This window comes from Agarivorans sp. DSG3-1, from assembly GCF_046774965.1.
Classification (GTDB): Bacteria; Pseudomonadota; Gammaproteobacteria; order Enterobacterales; family Celerinatantimonadaceae; genus Agarivorans.
The window spans coordinates 4174142-4188419 of sequence record NZ_CP177241.1; the positions used below are offsets into that span (position 1 = coordinate 4174142).

The 14278-nt window shown below is 44.4% G+C and carries 13 protein-coding genes; all 13 read right to left on the reverse strand.

Going from position 1 to position 14278, the window contains the following annotated elements; translation table 11 throughout:
- Window positions 1-99: 99 nt before the first annotated feature.
- Window positions 100-903: a chemotaxis protein CheW gene (locus tag ACLD71_RS19370; RefSeq protein ID WP_411991709.1), complete on the reverse strand. Its 804-nt coding sequence runs from the start codon at window positions 901-903 to the stop codon at window positions 100-102.
- Window positions 900-1685, reverse strand: coding sequence for a ParA family protein (locus tag ACLD71_RS19375; RefSeq protein ID WP_137671386.1), 786 nt, complete (start codon window positions 1683-1685; stop codon window positions 900-902). The genes ACLD71_RS19370 and ACLD71_RS19375 overlap by 4 nt, the downstream gene beginning before the upstream one ends.
- Window positions 1686-2609, reverse strand: coding sequence for a flagellar motor protein MotB (locus ACLD71_RS19380; RefSeq protein ID WP_411991710.1), 924 nt, complete (start codon window positions 2607-2609; stop codon window positions 1686-1688).
- 1 nt (window position 2610) lies between these two features.
- Window positions 2611-3354 (reverse strand): flagellar motor protein, encoded by a 744-nt coding sequence (locus ACLD71_RS19385; RefSeq protein ID WP_411991711.1) that lies wholly within the window; start codon window positions 3352-3354, stop codon window positions 2611-2613.
- Window positions 3347-4480, reverse strand: coding sequence for a protein-glutamate methylesterase/protein-glutamine glutaminase (locus ACLD71_RS19390; protein WP_411991712.1), 1134 nt, complete (start codon window positions 4478-4480; stop codon window positions 3347-3349). The genes ACLD71_RS19385 and ACLD71_RS19390 overlap by 8 nt, the downstream gene beginning before the upstream one ends.
- Window positions 4481-4505: 25 nt before the next feature.
- Window positions 4506-6599 carry a chemotaxis protein CheA gene (locus tag ACLD71_RS19395; protein ID WP_411991713.1) on the reverse strand — a complete coding sequence of 698 codons (2094 nt, stop codon included), beginning with the start codon at window positions 6597-6599 and terminating at the stop codon, window positions 4506-4508.
- An 11-nt stretch (window positions 6600-6610) separates the two neighbouring features.
- Entirely contained in the window at window positions 6611-7351 is a 741-nt protein-coding gene (locus ACLD71_RS19400) for a protein phosphatase CheZ (RefSeq protein WP_137671391.1), read from the reverse strand.
- Between the two features lie 13 nt (window positions 7352-7364).
- Window positions 7365-7748: a chemotaxis response regulator CheY gene (cheY, locus tag ACLD71_RS19405; RefSeq protein ID WP_084681816.1), complete on the reverse strand. Its 384-nt coding sequence runs from the start codon at window positions 7746-7748 to the stop codon at window positions 7365-7367.
- A 127-nt stretch (window positions 7749-7875) separates the two neighbouring features.
- Window positions 7876-8595 carry an RNA polymerase sigma factor FliA gene (locus ACLD71_RS19410; RefSeq protein WP_303514292.1) on the reverse strand — a complete coding sequence of 240 codons (720 nt, stop codon included), beginning with the start codon at window positions 8593-8595 and terminating at the stop codon, window positions 7876-7878.
- Window positions 8588-9481: a MinD/ParA family protein gene (locus ACLD71_RS19415; RefSeq protein ID WP_137671393.1), complete on the reverse strand. Its 894-nt coding sequence runs from the start codon at window positions 9479-9481 to the stop codon at window positions 8588-8590. The genes ACLD71_RS19410 and ACLD71_RS19415 overlap by 8 nt, the downstream gene beginning before the upstream one ends.
- The gene (flhF, locus tag ACLD71_RS19420; RefSeq protein ID WP_411991714.1) at window positions 9471-10895 is read right to left on the reverse strand and encodes a flagellar biosynthesis protein FlhF; all 1425 of its coding nucleotides are present in this window, start codon (window positions 10893-10895) and stop codon (window positions 9471-9473) included. The genes ACLD71_RS19415 and flhF overlap by 11 nt, the downstream gene beginning before the upstream one ends.
- A 37-nt stretch (window positions 10896-10932) precedes the next feature.
- A complete protein-coding gene (flhA, locus tag ACLD71_RS19425) occupies window positions 10933-13044 on the reverse strand; it encodes a flagellar biosynthesis protein FlhA (RefSeq protein ID WP_235836126.1) in 2112 nt (703 codons plus the stop codon).
- 98 nt (window positions 13045-13142) lie between these two features.
- A complete protein-coding gene (flhB, locus tag ACLD71_RS19430) occupies window positions 13143-14270 on the reverse strand; it encodes a flagellar biosynthesis protein FlhB (protein ID WP_411991715.1) in 1128 nt (375 codons plus the stop codon).
- Between the last annotated feature and the right edge of the window lie 8 nt (window positions 14271-14278).

Consider the following 14278-nt stretch of genomic DNA (forward strand, 5'->3'; position numbering starts at 1 on the left):
CTCGCAACTCATATATTCAGTATATATCATATGTTATAAAACTAAACGGCAGATTTTCCTACTCTTTCCACTTAAGAAACCTAGCCGTGTCTCACTATTTTATTGCCCTTCGATATTCACGCCTTCGCTCAGCATTTTCTGTAACTCTTCTACGTGAACCAAAGCACACATTTTTTGCTTAACCATTCCCGCTAACCAACGTCTGGAACCGGGTTCCGAACGCCACTTAACATCGTCTCTGGTAAGACGCTCGGTACCAAACAGCTTTTCACAACTTAAGCCCCAAGCAGTTTCCCCAAGCATCACTAAATATTTGTAATCGGGTTCAAAAGGCTGATTTGGCATCACCCATTTTGCGGTATCAACCACCGATAACTTTTGTTCTCGCTCAATCATTATGCCCGAGAACCAATTTGGCTTACCAAACAAGGGGCTCACCTCGGATATACGGTGAATACCACCTAGCTCAGTTAGCGGAACACCAAAAGTCACTCCAGCTACTTCAAAGAATAGCACCTGAAAATCATTTTCAGTTTCTATATTTTGCCATTCAGGCGGAACTGACTCAGACGCTGGTTGAAACTCAGTATCTACCAGAGTTTCAACATGCTGTTCTTCTTCAACAACTATTTGCTCTTTAGCTTCTTGTTGTTCTTCAACTTCTGGAGCTTGTTCGGGAATCTCTGCAATCGGCAATAAAACCGGTTTGGCTTCGGCAACAGCAGCAACTCGCAGCTCAGCTTCTTCGAATAATTTAGCTAAAGGTTTTATTTGCGGCTCTGGTGGATTGGCTACTTCAACAATAGGTTCAGCATCTGCTTTTTCAGGTGCTTGATTAGGCTCTGTTAACAAAGAGTCGAAATAACTGCCTAATGCTTCTTCCATCATTTTGTCGCTATTCATAGCAGCCCCTGCTCATCGGTCATTTGCTGCAAGTGCGCCAGCAAGGTTTGATAGGCAAATACTCCACGACAATTTTTTATATGGTATGAAGGCGGCGCGTGACGCAAGCTGGCATCTCTAAACTTGGTATCAATTGGAATCACTGAGTTCCAGATATTCTTAGGGTAAGTTTCTTGTAGCTCTTTTAATGCACTTAGCGAAGCGCGGGTTCGTTTATCGTACATGGTTGGCACGACCGTGTAACGCAAAGGCTCTGGGCAAGAACGCTGCATAATGGCGAGGGTTTTCACCATACGTTCTAAACCTTTAATGGCTAGAAACTCTGTTTGCACTGGCACTAACACTCGGCTACTGGCGGCTAGCGCATTCACCATCATTACACCTAATACTGGCGGACAGTCAATTAAAACGTAGTCGTATTGATGCTCAATTCTAGCCAAAATACGCTTAAGAATTAGGCCCATACCTTCTCGCTGCCCTAGCACTTTATCCAAGGTTGCTAAGGCCATACTGGCGGGAATTAAATCAAGATTATCAAAAGAAGTGGCCTGAATACTGTGGGTTACCATTGCATCGTCAAGCTGGGTATTTTGGTAAAGCTCGTATAGGGTTCCTTGCACGCTATCTACATCAAAACCCAAATAGCTAGTTAACGATGCGTGGGGATCGGTATCAAGCAATAACACCCGCTTACCTTGCTGAGCTAATAAACCGGCAAGCGAAATCACCGTGGTAGTTTTACCTACACCGCCTTTTTGATTAGCAACCGTCCAAACTTTCACCTATTCTTCCTGCCTTGTCGTAAATCGAACGCCACCGCCCTCAATGGGCACGGCTAACATGGTATCACTATCGGGTTTTCTTAAGGGCTTATCTAACTCTTCACCCGCTGGAACGTCTATTTGTTTAGCAACCACAGGCGATTCCCATACCTTACTCGACAACGCGATAACAACGCGTCTGTTTTGTCGATTGCCTTGAGCCCAACCTTCTGGTGCGTACTCTGCAAATGCCTCTATCGCCATTCTAGCGGGAGTAACTCCGCGGCTTTGTAACTCACGTAATACTCGTGTAGCCCTTGCTGCCGAAAGCTCCCAATTGCTTGGATAAAGTTCACTATCTATACTCGTCTCATCAGTATAACCACGCACTCGAATAAAATTATCGGTATGTTTTAGCCGATCAGCTAGTTGATCGATAACTTGCGTTGCTGGTTTTAATAAATAAGCACTACCGCTGGCAAAAAACAAACGACTGTCTAATTCGATAGTCAGCCACTGTTCATCATAACTTATTACTATATCGTCGCTTTTTAGAAAACCTTTAAATTCGTAGACTAATTGCTCGGCTAATTCTGAAAATTCGTCTAATGCTGGATTATGATCATTTTCACTGAAATGAACGGGCGTTTTTTTAGCCGGAGAAATACCTTCCAGTATAGATTCACCAGAGAACAATATACCTTCTTCATTATTAGCAGCACTGTTTGATTCAATAGGTAAAATCGCTGAATCTGACTCCTCGAATAAGGCAATGGCTTGCTGTAAGCGCTGTTGCAATTCGGGATATTCGTTTTCATTGGCAATAGCCATCGCATACAAGACTACAAACAATGCAAACATCAACGTCATGTAATCGGCGTAAGATACTAACCAACGCTCACTACTAGCCTTGGGTTTAGCGTGAACCGCATAGCGGCGTCGCATCTTAAGTCAACTCTTGAGTAAATGCGCTCAAGCGGCGCTGGATTTCAATACTACTTGCCCCTTCGGCTATCGACACTAAACCGGCCAAGGTCATTTCTTGATAAATAGCGCGCTCGCTTGCGACTGCTCGCAATTTATTAGCGATAGGTAAAAAAACAAAGTTAGCAAAACCAACGCCATAAATGGTGGCCACAAAGGCGACTGCGATGCCTTGACCTAGCTGTTCAGGGCTGGTTAAAAAGTCCATGGCCTGAATTAAGCCTAACACCGCCCCTAAAATACCAACAGTTGGGCAATATCCGCCCATGGCTTCAAATACTCCGGCTTGTTTTTCTAAACGGTTTTGTTCTAAGTCGATAATATCTTCTAACGATTGTTTTAGCTGCCTTGGCTCTGCACCATCAACCAACATTTCTAAACCACATAAACTAAAAGCATCAGCTTGTTGGTGTTTTTCTAAAACAAGATAACCATCTTTCCTAACAATATGAGACCAATCTAAAATTTGCTTGAATTGGTGATTCAATATCAAATCGCTTGATTGCCAGACTTTAGGAATAGACTTAATTGCTTGAGTAAATTGAGATGCCGGGGTTTGTAGCATAACGGCTCCAACAGTGCCGCCAATAACAATAATAAATGCATGCAGGTTAACTAAATCTGAAAGGTTTCCGCCCGCAAAAGTATGACCAAACCCAACAGCAGAGAACGCAATAAATACGCCTAAGATGCTAAGTTTATCCATTCCCTATTTCCGCAACGATCGCATCAGAAAATTGCTCTAGAGGCATTTGCTCAGAAGCAAGACCAGCGCTAGCAACCGCTTGAGGCATACCGTATACCACACAACTGGCTTCATCTTGCGCCCAAATAGTTGAGCCATTTTCTTTTAACAAACGACAGCCATCTCGGCCGTCGGCCCCCATTCCAGTGAGGATCATCGCCAATACATTGCTTTGATGACTTTTAGCTAAAGAGGCAAAAGTTATATCCACGCAAGGTTTATAATTTACCTTATCGTTACCTTCAATGATGCGTAAGCGACCATATTGCCCGCGCCCTTCCACTAACATTTGTTTGCCACCCGGAGCTAAATAAGCCCAACCAGGTCTAAGTTCATCGCCGTCTTCAGCCTGTTTTACATTAATCCGTGACAAACTATTTAAGCGTTGAGCAAAGGCAGCGGTAAAGGTGGCGGGCATATGCTGCACCAACAAAATCGGTTTTGAGAAACCAGCAGGAATCGAGGTTAAGATGGTTTGCAGTGCAACTGGCCCCCCCGTAGAGGTGCCAATAGCAACTAACTTATAACGTTTACCTGAAGGTTTAAACCTTGGGCTAACGCTTGCGCGTTCTGTGGCCTGCGGAGGGCTAGCATTGCTAGCTCCTGATGAAACAGGAGTTCTTCTCTGAGCCACCACAGGACGAGTTGTTGCCGGCGCTGACGGGCTAGCGGTTCTTCTTGCTACCACTCGGCGCCGTGCAATAGCTTTCACTCGCTGTTGCAATAAACTAACGGCTTCTTCTCTATCACGCGCGATGTCTTCAAACTTTTTAGGGATAAAATCTAGCGCACCAGCTTCAAGCGCATCTAAGGTCGCTTTAGCGCCATCATGCGTTAAAGATGAAAACATTAAAACGGGCGTTGGATTTTTAGCCATGATTTCGCGAACAGCGGTAATGCCGTCCATTACCGGCATTTCTATGTCCATGGTAATCACGTCGGGCTTTAGCCGAGCAACCATATCAATAGCTTCTCGGCCATTTTTAGCGGTATCAATAACTTCAAGCGTAGAGTCTGCGTTGATTATTTCGCTAACTCTACGTCTGAAAAAACTTGAATCATCAACTACTAATACTTTTATTGCCATTCTCGGTTCTTCTTAGAGGCAACGCTTACATTTTACGAGCGTAGCGTTTTAGTAAGCTAGGAATATCAAGTATCAATGCAATGCGGCCATCACTGGTGATTGTTGCACCAGCCATGCCAGGCGTGCCCTGCAATAATTGATCTAAGGCCTTAATGACCACTTCTTCTTGGCCAATAAGGTTATCAACTACAAAGCCAACTTGCTGAGGGCCGATCTGAACAATCACTACATGCCCTTGCGAGCTTCGTTCACCAGGTTGACCATTTCTAATCAGCCAATCTTGTAAATAGAAAAGCGGGATAGCTTTATCGCGAACAATAACCGTTTCTTGACCATCAACCACATTGGTTTTGGTCAAATCTAGGTGGAATATTTCGTTCACACTGGTTAATGGCAATGCAAAGGTTTGTTTACCTACATCAACCATCAAGGTAGGCAAAATAGCCAAGGTTAACGGGACTTTAATCTGTAAAGTGGTGCCTTGACCAAGGTGAGAGTCAATATCTACTGAGCCGTTTAGCTGAGTAATACTGGTTTTCACCACGTCCATTCCTACACCACGACCAGAAATATCAGAAATTTCGGTTTTGGTTGAGAAACCTGGCGCAAAAATCAGGCTGTAAGCATCTTTATCTGGCATTCTTGCTGCCGCATCGGCATCTAACACGCCGCGCTCAACAGCAATTGATTTAAGCTTATCGGCATTCATACCTGCGCCATCATCCTCAATCATCAATAGGATGTGGTCACCTTCTTGCGAGGCTGATAAACGAATAACACCAGTACGAGGTTTGCCTGAAGCCACTCGCTCATCTGGCATTTCTATACCGTGGTCTACGGAGTTTCTGACTAAGTGGACCAATGGATCGGCCAAAGCTTCAACTAAGTTCTTATCTAAATCAGTTTCTTCGCCGACCAACTCAAGATTAATATCTTTTTTAAGGCTACGAGCTAGATCTCGTACTACTCGAGGAAAACGTCCAAACACCTTTTTGATAGGTTGCATGCGGGTTTTCATTACCGCGCCTTGCAAGTCAGCCGTCACTACATCTAGATTGGCAGTGGCTTTAGACATGTCTTCATCGTTACTATTTAGGCCAAGGCTGACTAAGCGATTTCGAACTAATACCAATTCACCAACCATATTCATGATGTCGTCAAGTGTACGTGTATCAACACGAACAGTCGTTTCACCTTGAGGTACAGCTTGCTTGGTAGGAGCTTTAGCGGGTTCTGCTTTGGCTGGCGCAGCTTTAGCAGCTGGCTTCGCAGGAGCAGCGGGCTTAACCGCAGCAGGAGGTTTCGCGACAGCTGCTGCGGGCTTGGCTGGAGCGGCTGGCTTAACGTCAGGTGCTTTTCCAGCACCATGTAGCTGATCCAATAGCTTTTCAAATTCGTCATCGCCAATCTCTTCCCCGCTAGTTGCGGGCGCGGGGTCGGCAGCTTTTGGAGCGGGCGCTGCTGCACTAGGTGCTTTAGAACCGTGTAACTCATCTAAAAGTTTTTCAAACTCGTCATCGGAAATATCACCGTCACTAGCCGGAGCGGCCGCGCTCGGCGCAGGAGCAGCAGGCTTAGGCGCATCGCTACCATGAAGCTCGTCAAGTAAACGTTCAAACTCATCATCACTGATTTCATCAATGTTCCCACTATCAGCTGCTGGAGCGACAGGTTCAGGAACGGCTACTGGCTCGGGCTCAGCGGCGGCAATTGGAGCTTCATCTGCGGATTCAGGTTGAGAAAGATGATGCAGGCGGTCAATAATATCAGGAGAAGCTGGTGTTAACGGTTCGCGAGCCTGCACTTGAGCAAACATATCATTAACAGCATCAAGAGCTTCAAGAATAACATCCATCAGCTCTGGCGAGACACCCCGCCCACCGTTACGCAAGGTGTCAAAAACGTTCTCTGCACCATGACAAACATCGACAAGCTCGGTAAGAGACAAAAAGCCTGCGCCACCTTTTACGGTATGGAAGCCGCGAAAGATAGCATTTAATAAGTCACTATCATCTGGACGTTTCTCTAAATCAACCAACTGTTCAGACAGCTGCTCAAGGATCTCCGCCGCTTCTACGAGAAAGTCTTGTAAGATGTCTTCATCTACATCAAACGACATGCGCTACTCCCTTAAAATCCTAAACTAGATAACAGGTCATCAACATCATCTTGATCGTTAACAACGTCATCCCTTTGCTCTTTATTTAATATTGGCCCTTCGGCTTCAATGGCCGATTTTGCAGGAGCTTTTTTCTCTATAACTTCGGCTTTATCATTGCCAAACAAGGTCAGCATTTCCACTAAACTTTCTTCAACTTCTTGAACTAAGGTGATTACTTTACGAATCATTTGCCCAGTTAAGTCTTGAAAATCTTGAGCCATCAATATTTCAGTTAACATACTTCGTAGTTTATCGGCATTTGCTGAAGAACTATTAAGGAAAATATCGATTTGGTGACATAGCGCTTTAAATTGACCAATTTCAATTCTTCGTTCCATCAAACTTTGCCAAACAGGCATAATATCGTTGATTTCACTGGTTAATTGATCGGCAATAGGGAGGCCAGATTCAACCGCATCCATGGTCTTATTAGCGGCTTGGTCGGTCATCTCTATTACATAGTTTAACCGCTCTTTTGCATCAGGTATTTCCTGATTAGCCAATTCATTAATACGAATATCTAGCTTGAAATCATTTAATGAATCGTGAAGTTGACGCGTGAGCTGACCAACTTTGTCAAACAACAGGTTGGCTTTAGGAGCACACAGCTCACTGACAAATTGATTCGCCTCGGAGACGTTTCCTTCTTCAAGTAGCAACACCAAAGCTTTGGCATCGGCTAATGAGATGATCGGAGTATCAGTGCTCACACATCTTCCTTTATTATTGTAATCTTTCGAAAATCTTATCTAGCTTCTCTTTTAGTGTGGCAGCTGTGAAAGGTTTTACAATATAACCATTTACGCCGGCTTGTGCGGCTTCAATAATCTGTTCGCGTTTCGCTTCTGCCGTAACCATTAACACAGGTAAATGAGACAAGCTTTCGTCGGCACGAATATTCTTTAATAAATCAATGCCTTCCATACCCGGCATGTTCCAATCGGTCACTACAAATTCGAAGTCCCCACCTTTAAGCATTGGCAACGCGGTATTACCGTCATCTGCTTCGTGAGTATTGTTGAAACCTAAATCTCTAAGTAGGTTTTTAATAATCCTTCTCATTGTTGAAAAATCATCAACAACCAGAATTTTCATATTTTTATCCAAGGTACGTCCCCCAACAGGATGTTTTGCAAGCCTCAAAACGGGCTAAAAATTTATGTAATAAAGATATTATGCCTTAATAAACACAATTTTAGTCCATCTTTTATCATATTTGTAAGGATGAATTTCTCTATTGTGTCCAATCTCGCATTCGAGTTTTGACTCGAGCAAGCGCTTGGCTATGTATTTGACTGACTCTTGACTCGCTTACGGTTAATACTTCGCCAATTTCTTTAAGATTAAGTTCTTCGTCATAATAGAGCGATAATACTAGCGCTTCGCGCTCTGGTAAGCCTTTAATGCAGTCGGCTAGCGATTGTTGAAAGCGTTGATTAGCAAAGCCTTCAAACGGTCGATTTTGCTCGCGACTTTCATCACTAGAAATAACATCTTCGCTCACGCCAAGATCTTCAATACCAAGAATTCGGCCGCAGTTTACGTCAGACAACATTGAATGATATTCGCTTAGGCTTACACCCAGCTTAGCAGCAACCTCAGCATCTTTGGCATCACCATTCTTTTCTTTTTCAACTGCGTTAATAGCTTCACTGATAGCGCGGCTGTTTTTATGCACAGAACGTGGTACCCAGTCACCACGACGAATTTCGTCAAGCATTGAGCCACGAATACGGATCCCGGCATAGGTTTCGAAACTCGCACCTTTGGTACCATCAAAATTACGCGCAGCTTCGATAAGACCAATCATTCCAGACTGAATGAGATCATCAACAATTACGCTAGCCGGTAGGCGCGCCATTAAATGGTGCGCTATCCGTTTTACCAAATTTGCATGGCGTTCCACCAACACATTAGTGTCACTAGCGCTGGCATAAGCGGCAACTTTATTCACTAAGCTGTTCTCTATTTTTACGTTGTCCGAATTCGAGAAGATTCTCGATGAAGAATTCTAAATGGCCACCAGCTTGTTCCGGAATCGGCCAAGTAGCTCCTTTACTCGCTAAAGAGCGAAAGGCTAAAGAAGCGGGAGATTTAGGGTACGCTTCAACCACGACGCGCTGTTTACGTACAGCGAGTCGAACATTGTTATCATATGGAATACACGATACGAGTTCTAAGGTGGCATCTAAAAAGCGATCGGTAACACGAGTGAGTTTAGCAAACAGTTCTTGGCCTTCTCTCAGACTACGAACCATGTTTGCCACTACTTTAAATTTGTATACGCCGTGCTTGTTAGATAATAGTTTAATCAAAGCATACGCATCAGTAATCGATGTGGGTTCATCACAAACCACAACCAAGATATCTTGCGAGGCTTTAGCAAAGCTCAGCACCATATCGGAAATACCAGCGGCAGTATCTACCAGCAATATATCAATGGGAGTTTTCAAGCTACTAAATGCGCGAATCAACCCTGCATGCTCTGCCGGGCTCAATTCAACCATAGATTGCGTACCAGAAGTTGCTGGGGCGATTAATATACCGTTGGGCCCCTTTACGAGCACTTCATCCAATGTGCACTCGCCTGATAGTACATGCGATAAGTTTTTGGTTACGCGTAGGCCTAGTAGTACATCTACATTTGCCAAGCCTAAGTCGGCATCCAGCACCATTACACGCTTACCTTGGGCTGCCATAGCAATGCCCATATTTAGGGTAACGTTGGTTTTACCAACACCACCTTTACCACCGGTTACAGCGATAACTTTCACATTATTTTTTTGTTGCATCATTCTTAAGCCGCTAGCTTGATCAAATTCGTTGTCTTTAGAATACATCTGAAACCTTCTGCTGTTCGGTTTCACTAAACCAAAAATGTTGCTGAGACTGAGTATCAATTACTGACAGTGCTTGCTCAATTAACTTGGCTGGCTCGGCAACTGCAATATCTTCTGGCACTTGCTGGCCATGCGTAACGTAACTGATTGGCAGAGCGTGGCGCAAGGTGACATTTAAAACCTCGCCTAAGGCCAAGCTTTCATCTAACTTCGTAAGTATGGTACCCGCAAGAGGAATTCGCTGGAATTGATTCACGGTTTCTTCAATAACACGACGTTGAGCATTAGCTGACATCACCAAATAGTTACGTATATTCACACGGCTATTCTTAACTAACTTGTCGAGTTGTTCGTGTAAACGTAAATCTCGTTGGCTCATACCGGCAGTATCAATCAGCACCAGTTTTTTGTCTTTAAATTGATACAATAATTGAGATAGTTCTTCTTCATCGTTAGCAACCCGCACCGCACAACCCATAATTTTCCCATAGGTAGCAAGTTGCTCATGCGCGCCAATTCGGTAAGTATCGGTGGTAATCATCGCTACACTGTCTGCGCCATGACGCATAGAAAACTGAGCGGCTAATTTGGCAATAGTAGTGGTTTTTCCCACGCCCGTTGGCCCTAATAAAGCGATTGCACCGCCTTTAAGCAGAATTTCATCTTGGCCGACCGGAAGTTGGTTTGCGAGCAACTCACGTAAATGCTGCCAGCCTTCTTGCACACCAAGTTCTTCAGGAATATAACCGGCGATTTGGTCAGCCATGTCCTCATCAAAACCGACTAGCTGCAATTGCTTAATGAGCATTGCTCGAACCGGTTCTTGACGCTCAACTTCTTGCCACATCAAGCCAGAGACTTGGTGCTCAAGTAACTTGCGCATCGCTGCCATTTCTTTCTTCAACTCACCCACTTCATTTCCAGCAGCATCTTGCTTAGGCTGCTGAGCAGAACGGGATTGAGTTGGTTGACTTGATATAGAACCTTGTTGCACCCAGCCCTGTTGCTGAGCTAAAGAACGCGGTGCTTGAACGGTACGAGGGCGCTGCGATTGTTGCTGCTGTTTTAAGGTAGATTGCTGCAAGTTTTCTTGCTGGCGCTTTTGATGACGCTGCATGAAATTGGTTAAGTTATCTTTCAAACTGGCATTTTCGTCAAAATCATGACCAGGATGCTGGTTTGTTGGCGCTTTCTTTGCCGCAGCGGGATTCCGGGACGATAATTTGACGCTGTCTTCCGCCAGCTCTCTGCTGCTCTCTGCAGCACTGTTCTTTAAATTGGAAGGTTCAACTGCAGCAACAATTTCAATGCCGCCAGTGACCTTTTTATTCGACATAATTACCGCATCACTGCCTAAGGTTTCTTTTACCTCGGCTAATGCAGTTCGCATGTCTTTCGCAAAAAAGCGTTTCATTTTCACTGTTCACCTTCCTTTTGTCAGACTCTTCAGGCTACTGCCCTACTGAGCTCACAATACGTATTTGTTTATCTTCTGGTACTTCTTGATAAGAAAGAACCCTCAGTGCTGGCATCGCTGTTTTAACAAATCGGGACATACTTGAGCGTAAAATTCCCGAGGTTAACAAAATAGCGGGTTGACCAGCCAACTCTTGATTTTGGCAGGCTTCGTTAAGTGAAACTTGTAACTTCTCTGCCAAACCAGGTTCCATTCCAGCACCATCATTACCTGCTGCTTGCATAGATTGATGCAATATCTGCTCCAAGTCTGGAGACAAGGTGATAACCGGCAATTCAGCTTCACTGCCAATTAGCTCTTGCACAATTAAACGTTTCAAAGAAATACGACAAGCAGCAGTGAGAATATCTGGGTCTTGGCTTTTCGGCCCGTATTCCACCAAGGTTTGTACAATACTGCGTACATCGCGAATAGGCACACCTTCGTTGAGTAAGTTCTGCAGCACTTTAACCACTGTAGATAGCGTCATCGTATCTGGCACCAAACCTTCTACTAACTTAGGCAAGTTGTTACCTAACATATCTAGTAGATTCTGTACTTCCTCATGACCGAGCAAGTTAGATGCATTATTGGTAAGGAGTTGGCTCAAGTGGGTGGCAACCACCGTAGCAGAGTCAACGACAGTGTAGCCAAGAGTTTGAGCGTGCTCGCGTTGCTCTGTTGCTACCCAAGCTGCCTCTAAGCCGAATGCGGGATCGGTAGTAGGCTGGCCTTCAATTTTACCAAATACCTGACCTGGATTAATCGCCATTTCTCTATCATGAAAAACTTCCGATTCACCATAAGTTACACCCATTAAGGTAATACGATATTGATTCGGACCTAAATCTAAGTTGTCACGAATATGCACCGCTGGTACCAAAAACCCTAGATCTTGAGAAAGCTTCTTACGCACGCCTTTAATGCGGGCCAGCAATTCACCACCTTGGCTTTTATCCACCAAAGGAATTAGGCGATACCCTACTTCCAAGCCTATAACATCAACTGGCTGGACATCATCCCAACCCAATTCTTTTGGTTCGCTACTTGCACTTGGGCTCGAGCTCGCTGGCTGCAATGAAGTATCAGCCGCTTTTTTAGCATCGCCTTTATGACGCATCCAAGCCGCACCTAAACACACCGCTGCACAAGTAAGAAATGCCAAATGAGGCATACCTGGGACAATACCCATAATGAACAAAATTGAACCACAGATTATCATTACCCGCGGGTCTCTAAACATCTGCAAGCTAACCTGCTCGCCCATGTCTGCTTCGGTATTTTGACGAGTAACTACCAACGCGGCAGCTATAGATAAGAGTAGTGAAGGTATCTGTGCAACTAAGCCATCACCAATGGTAAGCAAAGTATAAACCTCTGCCGCTTCAGCAAAGGTTAAATCATGCTGAGCCACACCAATAATAAAGCCGCCAAGAATGTTAATAAACAGAATGAGAATACCTGCAATGGCATCCCCTTTAACAAACTTACTGGCACCATCCATAGAACCGTAAAAGTCTGCTTCATTAGTTACGTCTGCTCGGCGCGTACGGGCTTGTTCTTGATCAATGATGCCAGCATTTAAATCGGCATCAATCGCCATTTGTTTACCGGGCATAGCGTCTAAAGTAAAGCGGGCACTTACTTCTGCGATACGGCCAGCACCTTTAGTTACTACCACAAAGTTGATGATCATCAAAATAAGGAACACCACCAAACCTACCGCATAGTTGCCACCAATCACCACCGAACCAAAGGCTTCAATAACATTACCGGCAGCGTTACCGCCATTGTGGCCTTCAAGCAGTACAACACGAGTTGAAGCAACGTTTAATGCAAGGCGCAGTAGCGTAGCAATCAACAACACCGTTGGGAAAACAGCAAAATCTAGCGGGCGTTTCGTATAAATAGCTACCAGCAATACCACTAAAGCGAGGGAAATATTAAAGGCAAACAGTATGTCCAACAGCCATGCAGCCATTGGTAAAACAACCATGCCTAAGGTGGCTAGCACCACAACTGGCGTGCCAATACCTTTTATGACATTAATATCAACTTTTTTTAAATCTTGAAGCTTAAAGCTGGTGAGACGATTAATGAATTCCATAAATGACGAAATACTGACTTCCTAACAACTGATGAAACAAGAAAAGCAATAAGCGAGCCAATACGATTACTTAATAAGATTGGCGATGAGAACTGAGACTAATATCGAAGTTCATTGGGAATAGGTAAGTCACTAACCACCGGTTTAGGTCGCTTACCTTTACCCTTGCGGTATTGCTCCAGTTGAAAAACAAAAGCCAATATTTGAGCAACCGCAACGTATAAACCTTCGGGGATATCGTGACCAATTTTAGTGGTGTGATACAACGAGCGAGTGAGCGCAGGAGCTTCCATAATCGGTACTTCATAATGGCGAGCAATTTCACGAATTTTCATCGCAACCTCATCAACCCCTTTTGCCACCACTTTAGGAGCACCAGAACCCTCTTTGTCATACTGAAGTGCTACAGAAAAATGCGTTGGGTTGGTCACTACCACATCAGCTTGCGGCACATCAGCCATCATTCGGCGAGCAGCCATTTCCATTTGCAGACGACGGATCCGCCCTTTCACTTCAGGGCTACCTTCCATGTTTTTATGTTCGTCTTTCACTTCTTGCTTAGACATTTTCAGCTGCTTGTTGTGATTCCAAATTTGATAAGGCACATCAATAATCACGATAACAATCAAGCTGCAAACTAGGGCTAGTAACATCCATTGCAGCATGTCTAACGCATTAACAATCGAGCCAGGTATCGACTGCATACTAAGAGTGAGGATTTCGGCGAACTTCCAACGCAGTACAAACCAAACTACACCTGCGATTACAACAACTTTGGCAATACTTTTTATAAGTTCAACAAAAGCTTGAAGACCCATCATCCGTTTAAAGCCCTGAAGCGGCGACATTTTACTGGCTTTTGGCCTGGCTGCCTCCCAACTAAAAGACATTCCCCCTAACAAAGTATTGCCAATTAAGGCCGCTAGTGTAATAAAGCCCATAATCCACATTAGCGGCTTGACCAACAACATACCTATAATGCCGATGTTCTTAAGCATGAGATTGACGTCATACACCTGCTCTCGGGTCATCGTAAAAGCTAACTGGAAAACCTTCACCATGGATTCAGCCAACATGCTGCCAAACGCCATGATGGCGATAGCAGCAGTAATGAGTACCGCGGCAGTACCTAATTCTTTAGAACGAGCGACCTGTCCCTTTTTTCGAGCATCTTCAAGCTTTTTCCCCGTGGGGTCTTCCGTTTTTTCTTGATCGTCATCTGCCATAGTAATTT

What these genes read in the sequence shown, in the direction of transcription:
- ACLD71_RS19370 (WP_411991709.1), bottom strand. Translation starts at nt 903, where the DNA reads ATGAATAGCGACAAAATGATGGAAGAAGCATTAGGCAGTTATTTCGAC.
- ACLD71_RS19380 (WP_411991710.1), bottom strand. Translation starts at nt 2,609, where the DNA reads ATGCGACGCCGCTATGCGGTTCACGCTAAACCCAAGGCTAGTAGTGAG.
- ACLD71_RS19385 (WP_411991711.1), bottom strand. Translation starts at nt 3,354, where the DNA reads ATGGATAAACTTAGCATCTTAGGCGTATTTATTGCGTTCTCTGCTGTT.
- ACLD71_RS19390 (WP_411991712.1), bottom strand. Translation starts at nt 4,480, where the DNA reads ATGGCAATAAAAGTATTAGTAGTTGATGATTCAAGTTTTTTCAGACGT.
- ACLD71_RS19395 (WP_411991713.1), bottom strand. Translation starts at nt 6,599, where the DNA reads ATGTCGTTTGATGTAGATGAAGACATCTTACAAGACTTTCTCGTAGAA.
- ACLD71_RS19415 (WP_137671393.1), bottom strand. Translation starts at nt 9,481, where the DNA reads ATGTATTCTAAAGACAACGAATTTGATCAAGCTAGCGGCTTAAGAATG.
- flhF (WP_411991714.1), bottom strand. Translation starts at nt 10,895, where the DNA reads ATGAAACGCTTTTTTGCGAAAGACATGCGAACTGCATTAGCCGAGGTA.
- flhA (WP_235836126.1), bottom strand. Translation starts at nt 13,044, where the DNA reads ATGGAATTCATTAATCGTCTCACCAGCTTTAAGCTTCAAGATTTAAAA.
- flhB (WP_411991715.1), bottom strand. Translation starts at nt 14,270, where the DNA reads ATGGCAGATGACGATCAAGAAAAAACGGAAGACCCCACGGGGAAAAAG.